Below are 20,923 nucleotides of genomic sequence, written 5' to 3' on the forward strand. Positions count from 1 at the left end.
CTCATTCTCCGGTTTGTCCTGTCCCGTCCCGCTCGCGGGCCGCGTCGAGCACGCCGGGCAGGGCCCGGAGAAACGCGTCCACATCCGCCTCACCGATGATGAGCGGCGGCATCAGCCGTACGACATCGGGGGCCGGGGCGTTCACCAGGAAGCCGGCGCTCTGAGCCGCTCGCTGCACCTGGGGCGCGAGGGGCTCGTTGAGCACGATACCCAGCAACAGGCCGGCACCACGGACATGGGAGACCAGATCGTGTCCGAGAGATTCCACTCCGTCCCGGATCTTCTCCCCGAACCGTTTGACCTGGTCGAGCAGCCCATCGGCCGCGAGGGTGTCCAGAACGGCGAGACCGGCGGCGCAGGCGACGGGGTTGCCGCCGAAGGTGGTGCCGTGCTGGCCGGGCCGCAGCAGATCGGCGGCGGGGCCGAAGACCAGCGTGGCGCCGAGCGGCAGCCCCCCGCCGAGCCCCTTCGCGAGGGTGACGACATCGGCCTCGACCCCCTCGGCCTGGGCCGCGAACCAGTGGCCGGTCCGGCCGATCCCGGTCTGCACCTCGTCCAGGACGAGCAGGGTGCCGGTGGCCCGGGTGATCTCCCGGGCCGCCTCCAGATAGCCGGCGGGCGGGGTGACCACCCCGTTCTCGCCCTGGATGGGCTCCAGGATCACCAGCGCGGTGTCGGTGGTGACGGCGGCGCGCAGCGCGTCGGCGTCCCCGTACGGAACATGGGTGACCTCGCCCGGCAGCGGCAGGAACGGCTCCCGCTTGCCCGGCTGCCCGGTCAGCGCGAGCGCCCCCATGGTGCGGCCGTGGAATCCCCCGGCGGTGGCGACCATGTGCGGGCGGCCCGTCAGCCTGCCGAGTTTGAAGGCCGCTTCGTTGGCCTCGGCGCCCGAGTTGCAGAAGTAGACCCTGCCGGGGCGGCCGGCGAGCTGGATCAGCCGCTCGGCGAGCGCGAGCGGCGGCTCGGCGGTGTAGAGGTTGGAGACATGCCCCAGGGCGGCGATCTGCCGGGAGACCGCCTCGACGACGGCGGGGTGGCCGTGGCCCAGCGCGTTCACGGCGATCCCGCCGACGAAGTCGGTGTAGACGGCCCCGTCGGCGTCGTGGAGTGTGGCGCCCTCGCCGCGCACCAGGGAGAGCGGCGGTGTGCCGTAGTTGTCGGTCATCACGCCCTGCCAGCGCCGGGCGAACTCCTGGTTGGTCATCATTCCCCCTCCGTCACGGATGTCACGAACGGAACATCGGGCACGACCATGGTGCCGATGCCCTCATCGGTGAAGATCTCCAGCAGAATCGAGTGCGGCACCCGGCCGTCGATCACTCGGGCGGTGTTGACCCCGTTGCGGACGGCGAAGAGACAGCCCTCCATCTTGGGGACCATCCCGCTGGAGAGGTCGGGCAGCAGCTTCTCCAGCTGGGTGGCGGTGAGCCGGCTGATCACCTCGTCGCTGCGGGGCCAGTCCTCGTACAGCCCCTCGACATCGGTGAGCACCATCAGGGTCTCCGCGCCAAGCGCCGCAGCGAGAGCCGCAGCCGCCGTATCAGCATTGACGTTGTAGACATGTCCGTCGTCCTCCGCACGGGCGATGGAGGAGATGACCGGGATGCGGCCGTCCTCCAGCAGCGCCGTGACGGCGCCCGTGTCGATCCTGGTGACCTCGCCGACCCGGCCGATGTCGACCGGCACACCGTCGATGAGCGGCTGGTGCTTGATGGCGGTGATGGTGTGGGCGTCCTCGCCGGTGAGCCCGACGGCGAGCGGCCCGTGCTGATTGAGCAGCCCGACCAGCTCGCGCTGGACCTGTCCGGCGAGCACCATCCGTACGACGTCCATCGCCTCGGGGGTGGTGACCCGAAGGCCCGCCTTGAACTCGCTGACCAGGCCCTGCTTGTCGAGCTGGGCGCTGATCTGGGGGCCGCCGCCGTGCACGACGACGGGTTTGAGGCCGGCGTGCCGCAGAAAGACGACGTCCTGGGCGAAGGCCGCCTTCAGGTCCTCGTCGACCATGGCGTTGCCGCCGAACTTCACGACCACCGTCTTGCCGTGGTGCCGGGTCAGCCAGGGCAGTGCCTCGACGAGGATGCGGGCCTTCGGCAGGGCGGTGTGCTTGCGCGCCGGGGGGTTGATTCCGCTCATGAGCTGTACGCGCTGTTCTCGTGGACGTAGTCGGCGGTGAGGTCGTTGGCCCAGATGACGGCGGACTCGTCCCCGGCGGAGAGGTCCGCGGTGATCCGTACCTCGCGGTAGCGCATGTCGACGAGGTCGCGGTCCTCGCCGACGCTGCCGTTGCGGCAGACCCAGACGTCGTTGATGGCGACATGGAGCCGGTCGGGCTCGAAGGCGGCGCCGGTGGTGCCGATGGCGGAGAGCACCCGGCCCCAGTTGGGGTCCTCGCCGTGGATGGCGCACTTGAGGAGGTTGTTACGGGCGATGGAGCGGCCGACCTCGACCGCGTCCGCCTCGGTGGCGGCGCCCACGATCTCGATCCGGATGTCCTTGGACGCGCCCTCGGCGTCGCCGATGAGCTGGCGGGCGAGGTCGTCGCAGACGGTACGGACGGCGCCGGCGAACTCGTCGTGGGCGGGGGTGCGGCCGGAGGCGCCCGAGGCCAGCAGCAGCACGGTGTCGTTGGTGGACATGCAGCCGTCGGAGTCGATCCGGTCGAAGGTGGTGCGGGTGGCGTCGCGCAGCGCCCGGTCGAGGTCGGGGCTGTCGAGATCGGCGTCGGTGGTGAGGACGACGAGCATGGTGGCGAGGCCGGGGGCGAGCATGCCCGCGCCCTTGGCCATGCCGCCGACGGTCCAGCCGTCGCCCTGGTGGACGGCGGTCTTGTGGACGGTGTCGGTGGTCTTGATCGCGATGGCGGCCTTCTCACCGCCGTACTCGGAGAGTTCGCCCGCGGCCTTCTCCACGCCCGGGAGCAGCTTGTCCATGGGCAGCAGCAGGCCGATGAGGCCGGTGGAGGCGACGGCGATCTCGCCGGCGCTGTGGCCGTCGAGGACCTCGGCGGCCTTCTCGGCGGTGGCGTGGGTGTCCTGGAAGCCCTGGGGGCCGGTGCAGGCGTTGGCGCCGCCGGAGTTGAGGACGACGGCGGTCACCGCGCCGCCCTTGAGGACCTGCTCGGACCAGAGGACCGGGGCGGCCTTGACGCGGTTGGAGGTGAAGACGCCGGCGGCGGCGCGGCGGGGGCCGTTGTTGACCACGAGGGCCAGGTCCGGGCTGCCGTTCTCCTTGAGTCCCGCGGCGATGCCCGCTGCGGTGAACCCCTGTGCTGCCGTGACGCTCACGGTGCCACTCCGATCGTTGAGAGTCCTGTGGTCTCGTCGAGGCCCAGGGCGATGTTCATGCTCTGGACCGCACCGCCCGCGGTGCCCTTGGTGAGGTTGTCGATGGCGCTGATCGCGATGATCCGGCGGGCGCTCTCGTCGTACGCGACCTGGATCTGCGCGGCGTTGGACCCGTACACGGACGCGGTCGCGGGCCACTGCCCCTCGGGGAGCAGATGGACGAAGGGCTCGTCGGCGAACGCCTTCTCGTAGGCGGCGCGCACGTCCTGCGCGGTGGTGCCGGGCCGGGCCTTCGCCGAGCAGGTGGCGAGGATGCCGCGGGCCATGGGCGCGAGGGTGGGGGTGAAGGAGACGGTGACCGGCTCCCCCGCCGCGCCGCTGAGGTTCTGGATCATCTCGGGGGTGTGGCGGTGGCCGCCGCCGACGCCGTAGGGGCTCATGGAGCCCATCACCTCGGAGCCCAGGAGGTGCGCCTTGGGCGCCTTGCCGGCGCCGGAGGTGCCGGAGGCGGCGGTGATCACGGCCTCGGGCTCGGCGAGGCCCGCACCGTACGCGGGGAAGAGCGCGAGGGACACGGCGGTCGGGTAGCACCCGGGCACCGCGATGCGGCGCGCCCCCTCCAGCGCGCTCCGGCCGCCGGGCAGCTCGGGCAGTCCGTACGGCCAGGTGCCGGCGTGCTCGGAGCCGTAGAACCGCTCCCAGTCGGCGGGGTCCCTCAGCCGGAAGTCGGCGCCCATGTCGATCACCAGCGCCTCGTCCCCGAGCTGCTCGGCCACGGCGGCGGACTGCCCGTGCGGCAGCGCGAGAAAGACCACGTCGTGCCCGGCGAGGACCTGCGCGGTCGTCGCTTCGAGCACTCGTCCGGCGAGCGGCACCAGATGCGGCTGAAGCCCGCCGAGCGGCTGCCCCGCGTTGGAGTTGCCGGTGAGTGCGCCGATCTCGACCCCGGGATGCGCGAGGAGCAGCCGGAGGACTTCCCCGCCCGCGTATCCGCTCGCGCCTGCCACTGCTGCTCGTACCGCCATCGAACCCTCCTCGTCGACGGCATGACTATACGCAGCTATGCAGTTTTATGCAATGAGTCGGATGGCCGCGCGGACCGTCCCGCCGTGCCGGACGCGGCGCGGTACGGAGGGTCCCGCCCGGGCGCTCCGGGGCGACGATCACTCCACCGGTCCGGACTTTCCCTGCCGGCCGGCGAGGAAGCGCGCCTTCTTCTGGCGGTTCCCGCACGTGTTCATGTCGCACCATCTGCGGGTGCGGCTCCGGCTGGTGTCGAAGAAGGCGGCCCGGCAGGTCGGCGAGGCGCACAGGGCCAGCCTTCCGTCGCGCTCACCCGAGATGACGCTGATCGCGTCGGCGGCGATCACGCCGAGGGCGTCCTCCAGAGGGGAGGCCGGGCCGAGCCGCCAGCGCCGCTCGCCGCCGGGCGTCAGGAAGGCCGCCGCCCGGCCCCGGGAGCTGCGGGCGTTGATGACCCGCAGAGCGGACGCGGGGAGGGCGTCCTGGACGGCGGCCGCCGTGGCGGCGGCGTGGATCGACTCCCTCAGCTCCCGGGCGAGGCCGAGCTGGAGCGCGGTGCAGGAGTCCACGGCGAGGCCGTACACGGCCAGCCAGTCGATGAGCCGGTGCGGCACGGGAAGGCGCTCCACGGCGTCGCCATGACGCTCCGACAGGGTCCCCGTGAAGCTGGTCGCCAGCACCGAACCGAGGCGGAAGTCAGGGAAGTCGGCACGCATGGAACCACCATAGCCGGTTGCGACACGGCCCGGAGAGCTGCTAGAACCGTCAATGCCGGTTCCGCTAGCCAGGAGGTCCCATGCCCCGCCCGACCAGCGACGTGCACACGTTCGAAGCCCACGCGACCGACGCCGACCTCGACGATCTGCGCGCGCGACTGGCCTCGGCGCGGCTGCCGGAGGCCGAGACGGTCCAGGGCGCGGGGCCCGGCTCCCCGCGGTGGGCGCAGGGCGTTCCCCTCGCCGACCTCGCCGATGTCGTGCACTACTGGCGCACCGGGTACGACTGGCGGGCGTTCGAGGAGCGGCTCGACCGGATCGGCCAGTTCCGGACGACCATCGACGGCCTGGGAATCCACTTCCTGCACCGCCGGTCCGCGCGCGCGGACGCCATCCCTCTGGTCCTGACGCACGGCTGGCCCGGCAGCATCGCCGAGTTCACCGATGTGGTGGACGAGCTGGCGGATCCAAAGGACGCGGACGCGCCCGCCTTCCACGTCGTGGTCCCGTCGCTGCCGGGCTTCGGCCACAGCGACAAGCCGGCCACCACCGGGTGGGGGACCGAGAGGATCGCGGCCGCGTGGGTGGAACTCATGGGAAGGCTCGGCTACGGCACCTTCACGGCCCACGGCGGCGACTGGGGAGGCAATATCACCACGGTGCTCGGCGGCAGGTTCCCGGCGCACGTCCTCGGCATCCACACCACGTTCGCGGAGGCGCCGCCCGGGCTGACGGCGGACGGGCTGACGGCGGAGGAGCGCGAGTGGACCGAGGAGACCCGCGACTTCTGGCGCCACCGCGCGGCGTACGCGAAGCAGCAGGCGACCCGGCCGCAGACCATCGGCTACTCGCTCGTCGACTCACCGGTCGGTCTTCTCGCCTGGATACTCGACAAGTTCGCCGAGTGGTCGGACACCGAGGACAGCCCGTTCGAGACAATCTCCCGGGACCGCGTTCTCGACGACGTCACCCTGTACTGGCTGACGCGGACCGGCGCGTCGTCGGCCCGTATCTACTACGAGAGCCATGATTCGCTCGATCCCGGACTCCGGGTCGACGTCCCGTCGGCGATCACCATGTACCCCCGCGACATCGAGAAGAGTCCGCGCGCCTGGGCGCGGGAGCGGTACCGGCGGATCGTCCGGTGGAGGTCACCCGGGAAGGGGGGACACTTCCCGTCGCTGGAGGTCCCCGGGTACTTCGTCACCGATCTGCGCGAGGGCCTCGCGGCAGTGCTGGCCGCGCGCCGGTGAACGCGGCGGGTGGCGGTACCCGGTCCCGGGCGGGGCCTCCTCGCGGACCGGCATCCCGTCGTGGCGGTTCTGTGACACGGCCGGCACGGGCGCCGGGGCCGCGCACCACTAGCGTCGAACCCATGATCGTATGGCTCAACGGCACCCATGGCGCGGGCAAGACGACGACCAGCGCGCTCCTTCAGCCGCTCATCCCGGACTCCCGGGTGTTCAACGCCGAGAAGGTCGGCGAGACGCTCATGGACATCGCTCCCGGGCTGCCCGCGACGGACAACTTCCAGCACTGGCCACCGTGGCGGCCCCTCGTGGTCGAGACCGCGCGGCGGGTGCTCGACTACACCGGCGGCACCCTGGTGATGCCCATGACCGTCATCGTCGAGGAGTACTGGCGCGAGATCAGCGCGGGCCTCGCGGAGCACGGCGTCCCGGTGCGGCACTTCGTCCTCCACGCCGACCGGGACACCCTGCGCGGACGCATCGAGGGGGACACCGTCCTCGGCCCCTCCCCCTTCCGCCTCCGCTATCTCGACCCCTACGCCGAGGCGGCCCGCACCTGGCTGCACCGCGAGGCCGAGGTCGTCGACACCACCCACCTCACACCGGCCGAGGCGGCCCTGCGGATCGCGGACGCGGTCAGGGGCTGAGGTCCCCGGGGCGGTACCGCCGGGCCGCGCCCGCTCCTACGAGCCGGCCCGCTCGGGGACCGCCCCGCTCCGGACCGCCCTGCTGTGGCGCGCGCTCAGCCGGGAGCCCGACTCCCGGCGGGCGGCGCGGCGCAGCAGGGGGATCGCCAGGAGGAATCCGATGACCGCCCAGGCGGCCAGGACCAGGGCGACCATGGGCAGCTCCCAGGAGCCGGCCGGCTCGGCGGCCCGCGCGGAGTCCGGCAGCAGCGCGGAGCGCAGGCCCTGCGCCATCCACTTGAGCGGGAAGACGGAGGCCACCTGCTGGACCGGCCCGGGCAGCGAGGTGATCGGGAAGACCGCTCCGGAGGTGACCAGCAGCCCCATCGTGGGCAGCATGATCAGCGCCAGCGCCTCGCGCGGATTGGGCAGTACGGCGCCGATGGCCGCGCCCAGCGGTACGACGGCGAGCAGCCCGAGCGCGGTGACCCACAGCAGCGTCAGCCAGCCGGCCGGTCCCCGCGGCAGCGGTCCGTCCACCAGCAGCGCCCCGGCCGCCAGGAGCAGGGCCAGGGTGACGGCCGCCGTGACGACCAGCAGCAGGCACTTGGCCACGAGATAGGCCGGTATCCCGCCGGGTGTGGCGCGCAGCCGCAGCAGGGCGCCCTCCTCCCGCTCGGTCACCAGCAGCTGCGGAAGACTGATCATCCCGATCTGGAACAGCAGATAGGCGGCGAATCCCGCGAGCACCAGATGGGTCATCGGGACACCGGTGCCGGGCACATCTCCGCTGACATAGCCCGCGATCACCAGGGCGACCACCACATTGGTCAGATGGCCGGACAGCTCCTTGGGATTGCGGAGCAGGTGCCGCAGCTCGATGGAGCCGCGCAGGAGACCCGCGCGGCAGGAGCGGCGGACGGGGCGGTGCGCTCCGGCCCGCCCCTCCGTCGTGGGGGTGTCGTTCATACGGCCCGCGCCTCCCCGTCCGTGCCGTTCCCTTCCGGCTCCGGCCGGTCTTGCCGGTCTTGCCGGTGCACCATGTGCAGATAGGTGTCCTCCAGCGTCGGGCGGCGGACTTCGAGACCGGCGATCGGTCCGGCCGCGTCCCGGTGGAGCTCCCAGACCAGCCGCGAGGGGTCCTCGGTGCGTTCGCGGCGGGGCGTCCCGTCGTCGGCCGTCCAGCGGACCTCGGCCCGCGCGGCGGCCCGCCGGGCCAGCTCCGACGGAGTGCCGCAGGCCCGTATCCGGCCGCTGACCAGCATGGCGATCCGGTCGGCGAGCCGCTCGGCCTCGACCAGGTCGTGGGTGGTGAGCAGAACGGTGACGCCCTCATCGCGCGCCAGCCGCTCGACCAGGAGGTGAAACTCGTGCCGCGCCCGGGGGTCGAAGCCGGTGGTCGGCTCGTCCAGGAAGAGGAGTTCGGGGCGGCCGACGATGCCGAGCGCGACATCCAGCCGCCGGCGCCGGCCGCCGGAGAGCCGGTCCACCCGCCGGTCCGCCTGGTCGGTGAGACCGACCAGGGCCAGCAGTTCGGCCGGGTCGCGGGGGTCGGGGTAGTACGTCGCGAAGTGCGCCAGCAGCTCGGCGACCCGCCAGCGGCCGTGGTCGCGCCAGGACTGGAGGACCAGTCCGATACGGCCGCGCCAGGCGTCGTCGCCGCGCTCCGGGTCCGCGCCGAGGACGCTGACGTCCCCCGCGGTGCGCTGCCGGAAGCCCTCCAGGATCTCGACGGTGGTGGTCTTCCCCGCGCCGTTGGGCCCCAGCAGGGCGAAGACCTCACCTCGGTGGATGTCCAGATCGATGCCGTGGAGGACATCGATGCCGCCGTACGCCATGGTCACACCGCGCGCCCGGATGACGGGGTGGGCGGGGGCGGAGGGCGGCGCGGGCGGTACGGGGCCGTGGTCGAGCGCCGTCACCGTCCCGCCTCCGCGTGGTGCCGGTGGCGGGGCCGGTGCGCCGGTCCGGGGCCGTCCGCCGGGGAAGCGCCGTCCGCCGCCGGGCCGGTGGGCGCGGGTCCGGCCGGGGCCGGGAGCCCGGCGCGCTCGACGATCGCCCGCAGCGCGGCCACATGCCCCTCGAAGGCGGTGCGGCCGGCGTCCGTCAGCCGCACCCTGGTGCGCCGTTTGCGGCCGCCGCCCTCCTTGTGGATCTCCAGATATCCGGCCTCGCCCAGGGTGTGCAACTGCTTGGAGAGCGCGGAGTCGCTGAGCGAGAGGCTGTCGCGGACGAACGCGAAGTCCGCCCATTCGGTGGTGGCGAGGAGCGCCACCACCGACAGCCGGGTGGCGGGGTGGATCAGTTCGTCGAAGCCCCGGGGGACGCTCATCCGTCCTCCCGCTCACCGCGGAGACGGAGGGAGCCGGTCGCCCAGCGGTTCGCCGGACCGATGAACAGCAGGAACACCCCGGCCGAGACCGTGGCCTGGATCAGACTGCCGGGCAGCGGCTCCAGCGATCCGGCCAGCCGGCCGCAGAGCAGGGCCGTGCCGCCGGTCAGCAGCGCCCCGGCGGCGAACACGGCGGACGTCCGCCAGGTGTGGCGGGAGTGGTGCAGCCGCACCCGGTCCCCCCGGTGGTGGAGCACCGCCAGGGCGCCCAGCAGCGCGACGTACGCGACAACGATCAGCGGGACGCCCCAGCGGGGCGGCTCCAGACCCAGACCGGCCAGAAAGACCCACATGAGCGCCGCCGTGGCGCGGGCGGCGCCGGAACCGCCCGAGGCGCGCCGCTCGATCTCGTCGTACACGCGCTCCTGCGGCACGCGGACGCGCTGCAGATCCCTCCATGCCTGTTCGGCATCGACCGGTGTGCTCACGACCATCGCCCTCCCGTGACGCTTTACTTTCCCACCGGGAAAGCTACCTTCGGCTTTCCCGGTGGGCAAGTCGGCCCCGGGCCGCCGGGTTCCCCGGTCAGCTCCCGACGTAGGCCGCGAGGTGCTCGCCGGTGAGGGTGGAGCCGTCGGCGACCAGGTCGGCGGGGGTGCCCTCGAAGACGACCCGGCCGCCGTCGTGGCCGGCGCCGGGGCCGAGGTCGATGATCCAGTCGGCGTGTGCCATCACCGCCTGGTGGTGCTCGATCACGATGACCGACTTGCCGGAGTCGACGAGCCGGTCGAGCAGGCCGAGGAGTTGCTCGACATCCGCGAGGTGGAGTCCGGTGGTCGGCTCGTCGAGGAGGTAGACGCCGCCCTTCTCGGTCATGTGGGTGGCCAGCTTGAGCCGCTGGCGCTCGCCGCCGGAGAGGGTGGTGAGCGGCTGGCCGAGGGTGAGGTAGCCGAGCCCGACGTCCACGAGCCGGCCGAGGACCCGGTGCGCGGCCGGGGTGCGGGCCTCGCCGGCGCCGAAGAACTCCTCGGCCTCGGTCACCGGCATCGCGAGCACCTCGCTGATGTCGCGTCCGCCGAGGTGGTGGTCGAGCACCGCGGCCTGGAACCGCTTCCCCTCGCACTCCTCGCAGACGGTGGCCACCCCGGCCATCATCGCGAGGTCGGTGTAGATGACGCCGGCGCCGTTGCAGTTGGGGCAGGCGCCCTCGGAGTTGGCGCTGAACAGCGCCGGCTTCACCCCGTTGGCCTTGGCGAACGCCTTGCGGATCGGGTCGAGCAGCCCGGTGTAGGTCGCGGGGTTGCTCCGCCGGGAGCCGCGGATCGCGCCCTGGTCGATGGAGATCACACCGGCGTCGGCGGCGCCGGGCTGCTGGGGCAGTGCCGTGTGCAGCAGTGAGCTCTTGCCGGAGCCGGCGACCCCGGTGACCACGCAGAGCACCCCGAGCGGGATGTCGACGTCGACATCCCGCAGATTGTGCGCCGAGGCGCCGCGGATCTCCAGCGCCCCGGTGGGCTCGCGCACCGTCTCCTTGAGGACGGCGCGGTCGTCGAGATGGCGGCCGGTGAGGGTGGAGGCGGTGCGCAGCCCTTCGACGGTGCCCTCGAAACAGATGGTGCCGCCCTCCGTGCCGGCGCCTGGCCCGAGGTCGACGACATGGTCGGCGATCACGATCGTCTCCGGTTTGTGCTCCACGACGAGCACGGTGTTCCCCTTGTCGCGCAGCCGCAGCAGGAGTTCGTTCATCCGCTGGATGTCATGGGGGTGCAGCCCGATGGTGGGCTCGTCGAAGACATAGGTGACATCGGTGAGCGCGGAGCCGAGGTGGCGGATCATCTTGACGCGCTGGGCCTCGCCGCCGGAGAGGGTGCCGGACGGCCGGTCGAGCGAGAGATAGCCGAGCCCGATCTCCACGAAGGAGTCCAGGGTCTTCCCCAGGGTCGCCAGCAGCGGTGCGACGGATCTGTCGGTGAGGCCGCGGACCCAGACGGCCAGATCGCGGATCTCCATCGCGCACGCGTCGGCGATGCCGACACCGCCGATCCGCGACGACCTGGCCACCTCGCTGAGCCGGGTGCCGTCGCACTCGGGGCAGGTGGTGAAGGTGACCGCCCGGTCCACGAAGGCCCGGATGTGCGGCTGCATCGCCTCCCGGTCCTTGGAGAGGAACGACTTCTGGATCTTGGGGATCAGCCCCTCGAAGGTGAGGTTCACCCCCTCGACCTTCACCTTGGTCGGCTCCCGGTAGAGGAAGTCCCGCATCTCCTTCTTGGTGAATCTGCGGATCGGCTTGTCGGGGTCGAGGAAGCCCGACTCGGCGTAGGTCCGCACGGTCCACCAGCTGTCCGACTTCCAGCCGGGGATGGTGAACGCGCCCTCGGCGATCGACTTGGAGTCGTCGTAGAGCTGGGTGAGATCGATGTCCGAGACCGTGCCCCGGCCCTCGCAGCGGGTGCACATGCCGCCGGTGCGGGTGAAGGTCTGCTTCACGGTCCTGGTGCCGGCCCCCCGCTCGACCGTGATCGCGCCGCTGGCCCGGACCGAGGCGACATTGAAGGAGAAGGCGTTGGGCGAGCCGATGTGCGGCTGCCCGAGCCGGCTGAAGAGGATGCGCAGCATCGCGTTGGCGTCGGTGGCGGTGCCGACGGTGGACCGGGGGTCGGCGCCCATCCGCTGCTGGTCGACGATGATCGCGGTGGTCAGCCCTTCGAGCACATCGGCCTCGGGCCGGGCGGCGGCCGGCATGAAGCCCTGGACGAAGGCGCTGTACGTGTCGTTGATCAGCCGCTGCGACTCGGCGGCGATCGTGCCGAACACCAGGGAGCTCTTGCCCGAGCCGGAGACCCCGGTGAAGACCGTCAGCCGGCGCTTGGGGATCTCGATGCTGACGTCCTTGAGGTTGTTCACGCGTGAGCCGTGCACACGGATCAGATCGTGGCTGTCGGCACCGTGGCGCGCGGGCGGCCGCGTGCCCTTCCTCGTGGCCCTGCTCATGGTCTTCTCTCTCCATCCATCTGTTCGGTGCGGGCCGTGGCCCCCGCCCGCGTCGTCGGGCGGGGGCCGCACCACGGCCGGGGGGTGCTACTGCTCGCGGGCCTGGGTGAAGCGGAGCATGTTGCCGGACGGGTCGCGGAAGGCGCAGTCACGGACGCCGTAGGGCTGGTCGATCGGCTCCTGCAACACCTCCCCGCCGGCGGCCCGGACGCGTTCGAAGGTGGCGTCGCAGTCGTCGGTGGAGAAGATCACACCGCGCAGCATGCCCTTGGCCAGCAGTTCCGCCATGGTCTGCCGGTCGGCGGGCGAGGCGTTGGGGTCCGCGAGCGGCGGTTCGAGGACGATCTCCACATCGGGCTGCTCGGGTGAGCCGACGGTCACCCAGCGCATTCCCTCGAACCCGACGTCGTTGCGTATCTCCAGGCCGAGGGCGTCACGGTAGAAGGCGAGCGCCTTGTCGTGGTCGTCGACGGCGATGAAGCACTGCGAGAGTTTGATGCTGTTCATGCTGTCGACGTTACGAGGCGGCGGTGGATCGCGCTTCTCCGATCCTGACCGGTCGTGTGAGGACCTTGGCGACACACGCCGGGATCGGCGCTCCGGCCTCGTGGGAGCGGGCCCGGTAGGCGCTGGGCGGCTCGCCGACCAGCTCGGTGAAGCGCGAGCTGAACGACCCCAGCGAGGTGCAGCCCACGGCGAAACAGACGTCCGTGACACTCAGGTCGCCCCGGCGCAGCAGCGCCTTGGCCCGCTCGACCCGGCGCGTCATGAGATAGCTGTAGGGCGTCTCGCCGAAGGCGGCGCGGAAGCTGCGGGAGAAGTGCCCGGACGACATGAGGGCGACCTTCGCCAGCGCCGGGACGTCCAGGGGCCGCGCGTAGTCGCGGTCCATCACGTCCCGGGCGCGGCGCAGTCGTACCAGGTCCTCCAGGGTCATGCCCACCAGCATCGCACGGGGGCCGGGGGCTCCCGGCGGGCGGCGGGCGTCCGGTGCCGGAGGCCGTCCCCGAGGCCGTTCCGGAGGCCGTCCCGGGAGCCTGCCGGAGGCCGTTCCGGAGGCCCGGAGGCCGTCCCGGAGAATTCCGGAAAGAATTTCCGGGACGGTGTCGATCCGGGCCCAGCCCGTTCGACGCACAGGTGAGAGGCGGGGAGAGGCCCCGCCCTTCCGACGAGGAGTCACCATGCCGCGCTTCCTGACGATGATCCGTGTCGACGAGCGGACCGCCCCCGCCGACGGGCCCGAGCTGGGTGAGCGCATGGGCGCCCTGCTGGAGGAGATCACCAGGGCCGGGGTGATGCTGGACACCGGCAAGCTCACCGACACCGCCGAGGCCACCCGGGTCACCTGGTCGAACGGGGAGCTGAGCCACACGGACGGGCCCTTCACCGAGACCAAGGAGGTCATCGGCGGGTACTCCATCGTGCAGGCCAAGGACAAGGCCGAGGCGCTGGAGTGGGCCACGCGGTTCCTCCAGGTCCACGACGACCGGTGGACCCTGACCGCCGAGGTCCGCGAGATCGCGGAGGGCTGATCCCCGGCCGGGTCCGGGACCGCCGCCCCCTCGGGGGCGGGCCGGTCCGGGCGGCCCGCCGCCGGGGCGGGCGCGGGCGCCCCGTCTCACCCGCCCCGGCCCAGCCGGTCCAGGGCGCCGCGCAGAAAGGCGTCCCGCCGGCCGGTCGCCGTCGCCGGGGAGAGGTCGCCCCGGCCCTGGCCGGCGAAGGCCGGGAGCCAGAGGGCCAGATCGGGCGGGGTGCTCAGGGCGGCCACCACGTCCCAGTACGCCAGGGTGCGCGCGTCCGCCTCCTGAGGCGCCCGCCCCGGTGCCCGCAGCCAGCCGGTGAGCACCTCGTCGGCGGCCGGCGGCCCGGCGAGGACCGCCGCGTCGCAGCGGAGGGAGCCCAGGTCGACGCCCCAGTGACCGGCGCCCGCCGAGTCCCAGTCCACGATGCCGGTCAGCGTCTCGCCCTCCCACAGGGTGTTGCCCTGCCAGAGGTCGCCGTGGACCAGGACGGGCCGGACCCCGGGGCCGGGCGGTGGGCCGGCGACCGCCCGTTCCGCCTCCGCGAGAAGGGGCGGGAGGCCGCCGTCGCGCCGCATCGCGGCGAAGTCCACCCCGCCGATCGAGCGGTCCCGCAGGGGCAGCCCGGGGCGCGGGTCCAGCGGGACCGCGTGCAGGGCTGCCGCCGCCGCGCCCAGGGCCCGCAGCCGGCCGGGGGTCGGCAGGGCGGGGATGCGGCTGCTCCCCCGTACCGCCGTGGTCAGCACCGCGAGGGTGCCGGCCGACCGGCCGTCGGGGTCGGCGGCGATCAGCCGGGGCGCCGGGAGGCGGTGCCCGGCGGCCAGCTCCAGGGCGGCGGCCTCGGCCGCGAAACCCGCGTGCGGGCCGTCGGGGCCGGGGGCGCCGGTCCTGAGCACCACCGCCTCCAGCGGCCCGCCGGTGAGACGGAGCAGCCATGGGCTGCCCCCGTCCCGCAGGCCCCGGATGTCGTGGATCTCGGACCCGGCGGCGGCGGCCGCCCAGGCGAGAGTGGCCGCGGAGGGTTGGATCATGTGACGATCCTGGCCCGGCCCACCCCCGTGGTCAACCAACGGCCGCCGCCCTGCGGAAGACCTCGTAGACGGCCAGATAGTTGTCGCCTCCGTGGCCCTGCGCGATGGCCCGCTCGGCGACGGCCCGCATCAGCGCGGGCTGGTCGGTGTGGACGCCCTGCTCGGCGGAGGTGCGGACGATGTGCTCCAGGGCGGCGAGGTTCATCTCCATGGTGCCCGCGTCGCCTGGGTAGTTCCCCGAGCCCAGCTCCGCCACCTCCTCGGCGAGCGTCGAGTTCACCACGGACGGCATGAACCAGCCGAGCGCGAGTTCGGCGAAGTCGGCCGCCGGGACCCCGGCCGACGCGACCAGGGCGGTGGCGTGGAGGACACCGTTCATGGTCGCGTACATGATCTCCAGCAGCGCGGTGTTGTGGAGCACCGCGAGACCGGGGTCGGAGCCGAGGTACCGGGGGTCGCCCAGGGCGGCGAGGAGCTCCCGGTGCCGGTCGAAGACCTCCCTGGGGCCGCTGTAGAGGAAGACCGACCCGGGGGCGCCCACCATCGGCGGCGGCACCATGATCGCGCCGTCCAGGTACTCGGCGCCCCGCTCGGCCGCCCAGCGGGCCGCCCGGCGGGCCTCCTCGGGTGTGCCGGAGCCGAGGTTCACCAGAACCCGCCCCTTCAGCGCGTCACCGGCGGCGCCGAGGATCGCGTACATGGCGTCGTAGTCCTTGAGACACAGGAGGGTGAGCGGGCTCGCGGCCACCGCGTCCGCCGCGGTCGCCGCGCCGGTGGCGCCCCGGGCGAGGAGGGCGGTGTCCTTGCCGGGGGTGCGGTTGAAGACGGTCGGCCGATGGTCCCGGGCCAGCAGCGCGTCGGCGAGCGGCACCCCCATGGGACCCAGGCCGATGACGGTAACAGGGGTGATGAGCTGGTCTGTTGAGGTCTGTGGTGTCATGGGGAACACGCTAAAGTCTCACATCGGTGTGAGAGTCAACCTCACTTCCCTGAGACCCGGAGACCCGGAGGTACGGCCCATGCGGATCGGCGCTCTGTCCCGGCGGACCGGCGTCAGCCGCCGGCTGCTGCGCTACTACGAGGAGCAGGGTCTGCTGGTCCCCGAGCGGCGGCCCAGCGGATACCGCGAGTACGGCGAGGAGACCGTCCGTACGGTGGACAACATCCGCACCCTGCTGGGCGCGGGGCTGGGCACCCGGACCATCGCCGAGCTGCTGCCCTGCATGGTCGACGACGGGCCGGACCTGGTGCCCGGCTGTCCCGGGCTGGTGGACGAGCTGTACCGGGAGCGGGAGCGGATCGACAGCGCGGTGGCCGGTCTGCTGACGGCACGGGCCGCGCTGGACACCCTGATCGCCGCCGCCCCTGAGCAGGACCCGGCCGGCGGCCCCGGCGGGGCCGAGGAGTGCCTCGTCCGCTAGGGAGTTGGTTCCTTCCGGCCTGGGCCGGACCGGACCGGATCGGACCGGGCCGGGCCGGATCGGATCGGATCGGATCGGATCGGATCGGATCGGGCCGGTGAGCGGGGTCGCGGTGCCAGGGCCCGCGAGCCCGGCGAGATCCGGAAGGGACGGCCCGGCACGGTACCGGGTCCCGGGCCCGCCGGGGTCAGTTGCGGGAGGGGCGCACCAGTCCGGTCTCGTACGCGAGGACCGCGGCCTGGGTCCGGTCGCGCACGCCCAGTTTCACCAGGACGCGGCCCACATGGGTCTTCACCGTCTGCTCGGCCACCACCAGCCGGGCGGCGATCTCCGCGTTGGACATGCCCCGGGCGATCAGCAGGAGCACCTCGGTCTCGCGTTCCGTCAGTTCGCCGACCCGCTCCCGGAGGGGTGCGCGGGCGGTGCCGGTCATGCGGGAGAACTCGGAGATCAGCCGACGGGTGATGTTCGGGGCGAGCAGGGCGTCGCCGGCCGCCACCACCCGTACCGCGTGGGCCAGTTCGTCCGCGGACGCGTCCTTCAGCAGAAACCCGGAGGCCCCGGCGCGCAGCGCGTCGTACACGTACTCGTCGAGGTCGAAGGTGGTCAGCACCAGCACCCGGACGGTGGTGCCCGCCGCCTCGGTGATGAGCCGGGTCGCCTCGATGCCGCCCATGCCCGGCATCCGTATGTCCATCAGCACCACATCGGGGGCGAGTTCGCCGACCCGGGCGACGGCGTCGGCCCCGTCCACGGCCTGGCCGACGACCTCGATACCGGGTTCGGCGTTCAGCAGGACGGTGAATCCCTGGCGGACCATCATCTGGTCGTCGGCGATCAGTACGCGGACGGTGGTCACACGGTCTCCTCGGAGCTCTGGGCAGCGGTGTGCCGGGGCAGGGTCACCCATACCTCCCAGCCGCCGTCCGGGGTGGCTCCGCAGGCCAGCTCGCCGCCCAGCATCGCCGTGCGCTCGCGCATCCCGAGGAGTCCGTGCCCGGCGCCCGGGGTCGGCGGAGCCGGTCGCTCCGGCGGGGAGTTGGTGACCCTGATCATGATCCCCGACGGCTGGTACCGGGTGTCCACCCGCACCGGCGCGCCGGGCGCGTGCCGCATCGCGTTGCTGAGGGCCTCCTGCACGATGCGGTACGCGGAGAGTTCGACGCCCGGGGGCAGGGGCCGGCGTTCGCCGGTGGCGCGGGCGGTGACCACGAGTCCCGTGGCGCGGACCCGGGCGAACAGTTCGTCCAGCCGGTCGAGGGTGGGCTGGGGGGCGTGCCGTACGGCCTGGGAGAGGGCGTCCTCGGAGCGCAGCACGCCCAGGACGCGGCGGAGTTCGGCGAGCGCGTCGACCGCGCTCCGCCGGATGCCCGCGAGGTTCTCGCGCAGCTCGTCGGAGGGGTTCTCGGTCAGATGGGGGGCGACCTGTGCCTGGATGGAGATGACCGACATATGGTGCGCGACCACGTCGTGCAGCTCGCGGGCGATCCGGTTGCGCTCCTCCAGGAGGGTGCGGCGGGCCCGCTCACCGGCCGTGATCTCCTCCTGGGCGACCAGTTCGGAGCGGGCCCGCTGCCGCCCGCGCAGCGCCGCGCCGACCGCGGTGGACAGGGCGAGGGACATCAGCGCGACCGGCGCGCCCCGGGTGTCCCCGGACACGGCGATCCCGCACAGCAGCCCGGTGACGGCGCTGACCACCAGGGTCTCGGCCGCGACCCGGGGGCGGGCCCGCAGGGCCACCGCGAAGAGCACTCCGGCCTGGCCGGCGATCGCCCACTCGGTCCAGGGGTAGGGCGCGTCGGCGCCCGGGCCCGGGTCCATGAGAAGGGTGACCGCGACGGTGGCGACCAGCGTCGTCCACCAGGCGGGGACGGGACGGAACAGGGCGGCGACCAGCGCCCCGTACTGGAGCGAGGCGAGCGCGATCCCGGCCGCCGTGCCCAGGCCGAAGCCGGAGACGTACTGGTCGACGGTGACGATCAGCAGCACCGCCGCCGTGAGCGTCAGCAGGACTCCGTACACCGGCAGCCAGTCCGACCGGCGGGGGCGGGGAGCGCCCGGGGGCGGGCCGCCGTCCGTCGTCAGCAGATCCGCGCGGAGCGCGCGACCGGCCGCCCGGAGCGCCGTGGCCGCTGTGCGCAGGTGTGGTGTCATCTCCCCCGCCCTCTCTCTCATCCGCCCCACCCCGGGGTCGTCCGGGCGGCGGGGGCGGTGGCGGTGTCCCGGCCGCCCTCCCGGATATTCTCGCGACCGCGCTTCCAGCAGCTCGACCGGCCACTCTCCGGACCGCTCCTCCCGCCGCTCTCCTCAGCGCAGGCCCGACCGCCGGCCCGGCCGCCCTCCCGGCAGCTCTCCCAGCCGCTGTTCCGGCCGCTGTTCCGGCCGCCGGCCCGACCGCTCTCCCAGCCGCGGAACGCCGCCCGGCAGACCAGCAGCGCCAGCGCGAACACCGGCAGCCAGGCGGTGCGGGCGAGCACCCACTCCGCACCGTCCGGGGCGGTGTGCAGCCCGGGCAGACCGCCGCCCGCCAGCAGACCGAGGGCGGTGACCGCGATCATCGCGCTCTGGTGCCAGAGGAACACGGTCATCGCGGAGAGGTTCAGCAGGGCCACCGCCGCCCAGAGCGCGGGGCGCCGGAGGGCCCGGCGCAGCGGGCGGAGCAGCAGCAGGGCGGCGCCGCACTGGGCGAGCCCGAAGGTGACGGCCGCGAGGGTCGGCGGGCTGAGGTTGGAGGTGCCGGCGCCGGGTATGCCGACCATCGCGGCGGGATAACCGGCGTACAGCACCAGCGCGATGGTGGCGAGCGCGCCCGCGGTGAGCAGCGCCCAGCCGGTCGCGGGCCCCGGGAGTCCGGACCGGGCCCAGAGCGTTCCCAGGCAGTACGGCACCAGCCAGCCGGCCGCCAGATTCAGCCAGCCGATCCACTCCGGCGCGCCGAAGGCGAAGCGGAGCAGGTCCACATGGAGGACCACCGCGAGCGGCCAGAGCGGGTGCAGCCGGGCGATCAGCGGGGTCGCGGCGGTCAGCGCGGCGAAGACCAGCAGAAACCAGAGCGGCGCCAGGACCAGCCGGACCAGGGCGTGCACGGTGGCGAGCCCGGTCCCGGCGATCAGCATCGCCGCCGCCGCGACCGCCCACACCACGAGGACGGCCACGACCGGCCGCAGCAGCCGCGCCAGCCGGGCGCGGAGCCAGCACCGGTAGCCCCGGCCCCGGGCACGCGCCGAGGTGCGGCTCCTCGCGCCGAGGACACCGCCGACGAGGAAGAACACGGCGAGGGTCTGGAGCACCCAGGAGACGGGCGCCAGTTCCGGGAGGACGTTCAGGGGGCTGGTGGTGCGCACGGTTCCGCTGTCGGCGACCAGGGCGGTCACCAGCCAGTGGCCGAGCACCACCCCGAGGATGGCGAAGGCGCGCAGGGCGTCCAGGGCGCGGTCGCGGTCCCGCGGGGTGGCGGCGTCGATCCGGCGGGCTCGCTCACGCACGGGACGCCTCCCCGGAGGAGGTGCTCCCGGAGACGATCCCGGCGATCGCCCGCAGGGACACGGAGCCCGGTCTCAGATAGTCGGCGTGCCCGGCGGAGCCCGCGTCGAAGGTGCGGGCCCCGAACTCCGGGGAGACCGGGTCGGGGCCGAATCCGACGGTGGTGAAGAGCAGCGGGAGCCGGGTGTGGGGCACCTCGCCGATCCAGTCGCCCGAGCCGCGGCCGGCCCAGACGGCCGCCCGGGTGCGCAGCCGGTCCGCGTGGTCGGCGCCGGTGCCGGGGCTGCCGAACAGGACGATCGTGTCGAGGGGCAGACCCGGGGCGGCGCGGGCGCAGACGACCGAGCCGTACGAGTGGCAGAGCAGGGAGACCTGGGCGGCGGGGGCGGCCGAGGTCAGCTCCCGGACGAAGCGGCGGAGGCCGGGGGCGGCTCCGTCGGCGCGGTCCGTGGTGAGCACCTCGGGGGTGGTGGTGCCGGGGGTGCGGTAGCCGAGCCAGGCGACGACGGCGGCGCCGGGGCCCAGCTCCCGCTGGAGGGCGGACGCGTCGGTCCGGAACCGCTCATAGGTGTCGAGGCCGGTGTCGGCGCCCGGGACCAGCACGGCGACGCGGCCGGCCCGGGAGAGGTCGCCGAAGACCTCGGCGGTGCGGCCTCCGTCGCGGCCGTCGAAGGTGAGGAAGTGGCGGTCCGGGCCCGCCATGGCCCGCAGGGCAAGGGCGCGCCGCCGGTCGCCGTGGCCGGCGGCGGCGCGCGCGGCGGCGCGGACGCCCTCACGGCTGGCGGTGTACCGCGCGCCGAGGGCGGTGGGGGTGGCGGCCGGGAGCGGGCCGAGATCGGCGGGGGTGGGGGCGGGGACGGCGGCGGGGTGGGCGGCGCCGGAGACGGGGAGGGCGATGGAGGCGGCGATGAGGGCGGCGAGGAGGGTGCGGCGGAGGCGGGGCATGGGGTTTCCCTTCCAGGGTGGGTGTTTCGTCTCGGCGGACCCGGTGGACCCGGTGGCCCGGGTCCGCCGGCCCCCGCGCCGGCCCCAGCCCGTCTGGGGGCACCTCCCAGAGGCAGCTCCGGGGAGCTTGAGGACGGCCCCTGTGCCACAGGACCCCGCACAGTGCGGGCCACGGTCGGGGGGGGGGCCCCCCCCCCCCCCCCCCCAAACCCCGGGGGGGGGGGGGGGGGGGGGGGGGCCCCCCCCGGGGGGGGGGGGCGCGGGGGGGGAAGAACCAAAACCCCCCCGCCCCCCC

The 20,923-nt window shown here is 73.6% G+C and carries 22 protein-coding genes; 4 read left to right on the plus strand and 18 right to left on the minus strand.

Annotated features, from left to right (window positions below):
• Position 1 precedes the first annotated feature (1 nt).
• From ABT122_RS27680 to ABT122_RS27700, 5 genes are all read right to left on the minus strand, one after another.
• The gene (locus ABT122_RS27680) at positions 2 to 1,204 is read right to left on the minus strand and encodes an acetylornithine transaminase (protein WP_351557880.1); all 1,203 of its coding nucleotides are present in this window, start codon (positions 1,202 to 1,204) and stop codon (positions 2 to 4) included.
• Positions 1,204 to 2,136, minus strand: coding sequence for an acetylglutamate kinase (gene argB, locus ABT122_RS27685; protein ID WP_351557843.1), 933 nt, complete (start codon positions 2,134 to 2,136; stop codon positions 1,204 to 1,206). Before argB ends, ABT122_RS27680 begins: the two co-directional genes overlap by 1 nt.
• Complete coding sequence (gene argJ / locus ABT122_RS27690; RefSeq protein ID WP_351557845.1) at positions 2,133 to 3,287, minus strand: bifunctional glutamate N-acetyltransferase/amino-acid acetyltransferase ArgJ; 1,155 nt, start codon at positions 3,285 to 3,287, stop codon at positions 2,133 to 2,135. Before argJ ends, argB begins: the two co-directional genes overlap by 4 nt.
• Positions 3,284 to 4,312, minus strand: coding sequence for an N-acetyl-gamma-glutamyl-phosphate reductase (gene argC / locus ABT122_RS27695; RefSeq protein ID WP_351557847.1), 1,029 nt, complete (start codon positions 4,310 to 4,312; stop codon positions 3,284 to 3,286). The genes argJ and argC overlap by 4 nt, the downstream gene beginning before the upstream one ends.
• Before the next feature lie 138 nt (positions 4,313 to 4,450).
• Positions 4,451 to 5,026: a CGNR zinc finger domain-containing protein gene (locus tag ABT122_RS27700; protein WP_351557848.1), complete on the minus strand. Its 576-nt coding sequence runs from the start codon at positions 5,024 to 5,026 to the stop codon at positions 4,451 to 4,453.
• A gap of 80 nt (positions 5,027 to 5,106) precedes the next feature.
• Between ABT122_RS27700 and ABT122_RS27705 the strand changes: the two genes are divergently transcribed.
• Both ABT122_RS27705 and ABT122_RS27710 read left to right on the plus strand, forming a co-directional pair.
• On the plus strand, positions 5,107 to 6,279 hold the full coding sequence (locus tag ABT122_RS27705; RefSeq protein WP_351557849.1) for an epoxide hydrolase family protein: 1,173 nt from the start codon (positions 5,107 to 5,109) through the stop codon (positions 6,277 to 6,279).
• 122 nt (positions 6,280 to 6,401) lie between these two features.
• Positions 6,402 to 6,923, plus strand: a complete 522-nt coding sequence (locus ABT122_RS27710; RefSeq protein ID WP_351557851.1) for an AAA family ATPase — start codon at positions 6,402 to 6,404, stop codon at positions 6,921 to 6,923.
• Positions 6,924 to 6,959: 36 nt separating this feature from the next.
• Here ABT122_RS27710 and ABT122_RS27715 read toward each other — a convergent pair whose 3' ends face one another.
• From ABT122_RS27715 to ABT122_RS27745, 7 genes are all read right to left on the minus strand, one after another.
• On the minus strand, positions 6,960 to 7,871 hold the full coding sequence (locus ABT122_RS27715; RefSeq protein WP_351557853.1) for an ABC transporter permease: 912 nt from the start codon (positions 7,869 to 7,871) through the stop codon (positions 6,960 to 6,962).
• Positions 7,868 to 8,740, minus strand: coding sequence for an ABC transporter ATP-binding protein (locus tag ABT122_RS27720; protein WP_351557882.1), 873 nt, complete (start codon positions 8,738 to 8,740; stop codon positions 7,868 to 7,870). The genes ABT122_RS27715 and ABT122_RS27720 overlap by 4 nt, the downstream gene beginning before the upstream one ends.
• Before the next feature lie 80 nt (positions 8,741 to 8,820).
• Positions 8,821 to 9,234: a transcriptional regulator gene (locus tag ABT122_RS27725; RefSeq protein ID WP_351557855.1), complete on the minus strand. Its 414-nt coding sequence runs from the start codon at positions 9,232 to 9,234 to the stop codon at positions 8,821 to 8,823.
• Positions 9,231 to 9,728: a hypothetical protein gene (locus ABT122_RS27730; protein ID WP_351557857.1), complete on the minus strand. Its 498-nt coding sequence runs from the start codon at positions 9,726 to 9,728 to the stop codon at positions 9,231 to 9,233. Before ABT122_RS27730 ends, ABT122_RS27725 begins: the two co-directional genes overlap by 4 nt.
• A 91-nt stretch (positions 9,729 to 9,819) precedes the next feature.
• Entirely contained in the window at positions 9,820 to 12,228 is a 2,409-nt protein-coding gene (locus ABT122_RS27735; protein ID WP_351557859.1) for an ATP-binding cassette domain-containing protein, read from the minus strand.
• A gap of 87 nt (positions 12,229 to 12,315) precedes the next feature.
• Positions 12,316 to 12,735: a VOC family protein gene (locus tag ABT122_RS27740; RefSeq protein ID WP_351557860.1), complete on the minus strand. Its 420-nt coding sequence runs from the start codon at positions 12,733 to 12,735 to the stop codon at positions 12,316 to 12,318.
• Positions 12,736 to 12,745: 10 nt separating this feature from the next.
• Positions 12,746 to 13,165 carry a helix-turn-helix domain-containing protein gene (locus tag ABT122_RS27745; protein ID WP_351557862.1) on the minus strand — a complete coding sequence of 140 codons (420 nt, stop codon included), beginning with the start codon at positions 13,163 to 13,165 and terminating at the stop codon, positions 12,746 to 12,748.
• Positions 13,166 to 13,409: 244 nt separating this feature from the next.
• Between ABT122_RS27745 and ABT122_RS27750 the strand changes: the two genes are divergently transcribed.
• Positions 13,410 to 13,760 (plus strand): YciI family protein, encoded by a 351-nt coding sequence (locus tag ABT122_RS27750; protein ID WP_351557864.1) that lies wholly within the window; start codon positions 13,410 to 13,412, stop codon positions 13,758 to 13,760.
• A gap of 86 nt (positions 13,761 to 13,846) precedes the next feature.
• Here ABT122_RS27750 and ABT122_RS27755 read toward each other — a convergent pair whose 3' ends face one another.
• Both ABT122_RS27755 and ABT122_RS27760 read right to left on the minus strand, forming a co-directional pair.
• Positions 13,847 to 14,779 (minus strand): phosphotransferase, encoded by a 933-nt coding sequence (locus tag ABT122_RS27755; protein WP_351557866.1) that lies wholly within the window; start codon positions 14,777 to 14,779, stop codon positions 13,847 to 13,849.
• A gap of 31 nt (positions 14,780 to 14,810) precedes the next feature.
• Positions 14,811 to 15,719, minus strand: a complete 909-nt coding sequence (locus tag ABT122_RS27760) for an NAD(P)-dependent oxidoreductase (RefSeq protein WP_351557868.1) — start codon at positions 15,717 to 15,719, stop codon at positions 14,811 to 14,813.
• 79 nt (positions 15,720 to 15,798) lie between these two features.
• On the opposite strand from ABT122_RS27760, the gene ABT122_RS27765 reads away from it, so the two are divergent.
• Positions 15,799 to 16,200, plus strand: coding sequence for a MerR family transcriptional regulator (locus tag ABT122_RS27765; RefSeq protein WP_351557870.1), 402 nt, complete (start codon positions 15,799 to 15,801; stop codon positions 16,198 to 16,200).
• A gap of 187 nt (positions 16,201 to 16,387) precedes the next feature.
• Here the strand turns inward: ABT122_RS27765 and ABT122_RS27770 are convergent, their stop codons facing one another.
• From ABT122_RS27770 to ABT122_RS27785, 4 genes are read right to left on the minus strand one after another with little or no spacing between them, the layout of a single operon-like run.
• On the minus strand, positions 16,388 to 17,059 hold the full coding sequence (locus ABT122_RS27770) for a response regulator (protein ID WP_351557872.1): 672 nt from the start codon (positions 17,057 to 17,059) through the stop codon (positions 16,388 to 16,390).
• A complete protein-coding gene (locus ABT122_RS27775; protein WP_351557874.1) occupies positions 17,056 to 18,354 on the minus strand; it encodes a sensor histidine kinase in 1,299 nt (432 codons plus the stop codon). Before ABT122_RS27775 ends, ABT122_RS27770 begins: the two co-directional genes overlap by 4 nt.
• Positions 18,355 to 18,371: 17 nt before the next feature.
• A complete protein-coding gene (locus ABT122_RS27780) occupies positions 18,372 to 19,685 on the minus strand; it encodes an acyltransferase family protein (RefSeq protein WP_351557876.1) in 1,314 nt (437 codons plus the stop codon).
• A complete protein-coding gene (locus ABT122_RS27785; RefSeq protein WP_351557878.1) occupies positions 19,678 to 20,628 on the minus strand; it encodes an alpha/beta hydrolase in 951 nt (316 codons plus the stop codon). Before ABT122_RS27785 ends, ABT122_RS27780 begins: the two co-directional genes overlap by 8 nt.
• Between the last annotated feature and the right edge of the window lie 295 nt (positions 20,629 to 20,923).

The sequence above is a fragment of the Streptomyces sp. NPDC001985 genome, assembly GCF_040296845.1.
Classification (GTDB): domain Bacteria; phylum Actinomycetota; class Actinomycetes; order Streptomycetales; family Streptomycetaceae; genus Streptomyces.

Coding starts and splice junctions, on each gene's coding strand:
- ABT122_RS27680 (WP_351557880.1), bottom strand. CDS start 1,204: ATGACCAACCAGGAGTTCGCCCGGCGCTGGCAGGGCGTGATGACCGAC.
- argB (WP_351557843.1), bottom strand. CDS start 2,136: ATGAGCGGAATCAACCCCCCGGCGCGCAAGCACACCGCCCTGCCGAAG.
- argC (WP_351557847.1), bottom strand. CDS start 4,312: ATGGCGGTACGAGCAGCAGTGGCAGGCGCGAGCGGATACGCGGGCGGG.
- ABT122_RS27700 (WP_351557848.1), bottom strand. CDS start 5,026: ATGCGTGCCGACTTCCCTGACTTCCGCCTCGGTTCGGTGCTGGCGACC.
- ABT122_RS27705 (WP_351557849.1), top strand. CDS start 5,107: ATGCCCCGCCCGACCAGCGACGTGCACACGTTCGAAGCCCACGCGACC.
- ABT122_RS27710 (WP_351557851.1), top strand. CDS start 6,402: ATGATCGTATGGCTCAACGGCACCCATGGCGCGGGCAAGACGACGACC.
- ABT122_RS27715 (WP_351557853.1), bottom strand. CDS start 7,871: ATGAACGACACCCCCACGACGGAGGGGCGGGCCGGAGCGCACCGCCCC.
- ABT122_RS27720 (WP_351557882.1), bottom strand. CDS start 8,740: ATGGCGTACGGCGGCATCGATGTCCTCCACGGCATCGATCTGGACATC.
- ABT122_RS27725 (WP_351557855.1), bottom strand. CDS start 9,234: ATGAGCGTCCCCCGGGGCTTCGACGAACTGATCCACCCCGCCACCCGG.
- ABT122_RS27730 (WP_351557857.1), bottom strand. CDS start 9,728: ATGGTCGTGAGCACACCGGTCGATGCCGAACAGGCATGGAGGGATCTG.
- ABT122_RS27735 (WP_351557859.1), bottom strand. CDS start 12,228: ATGAGCAGGGCCACGAGGAAGGGCACGCGGCCGCCCGCGCGCCACGGT.
- ABT122_RS27740 (WP_351557860.1), bottom strand. CDS start 12,735: ATGAACAGCATCAAACTCTCGCAGTGCTTCATCGCCGTCGACGACCAC.
- ABT122_RS27745 (WP_351557862.1), bottom strand. CDS start 13,165: ATGACCCTGGAGGACCTGGTACGACTGCGCCGCGCCCGGGACGTGATG.
- ABT122_RS27750 (WP_351557864.1), top strand. CDS start 13,410: ATGCCGCGCTTCCTGACGATGATCCGTGTCGACGAGCGGACCGCCCCC.
- ABT122_RS27755 (WP_351557866.1), bottom strand. CDS start 14,779: ATGATCCAACCCTCCGCGGCCACTCTCGCCTGGGCGGCCGCCGCCGCC.
- ABT122_RS27760 (WP_351557868.1), bottom strand. CDS start 15,719: ATGACACCACAGACCTCAACAGACCAGCTCATCACCCCTGTTACCGTC.
- ABT122_RS27765 (WP_351557870.1), top strand. CDS start 15,799: ATGCGGATCGGCGCTCTGTCCCGGCGGACCGGCGTCAGCCGCCGGCTG.
- ABT122_RS27775 (WP_351557874.1), bottom strand. CDS start 18,354: ATGACACCACACCTGCGCACAGCGGCCACGGCGCTCCGGGCGGCCGGT.
- ABT122_RS27785 (WP_351557878.1), bottom strand. CDS start 20,628: ATGCCCCGCCTCCGCCGCACCCTCCTCGCCGCCCTCATCGCCGCCTCC.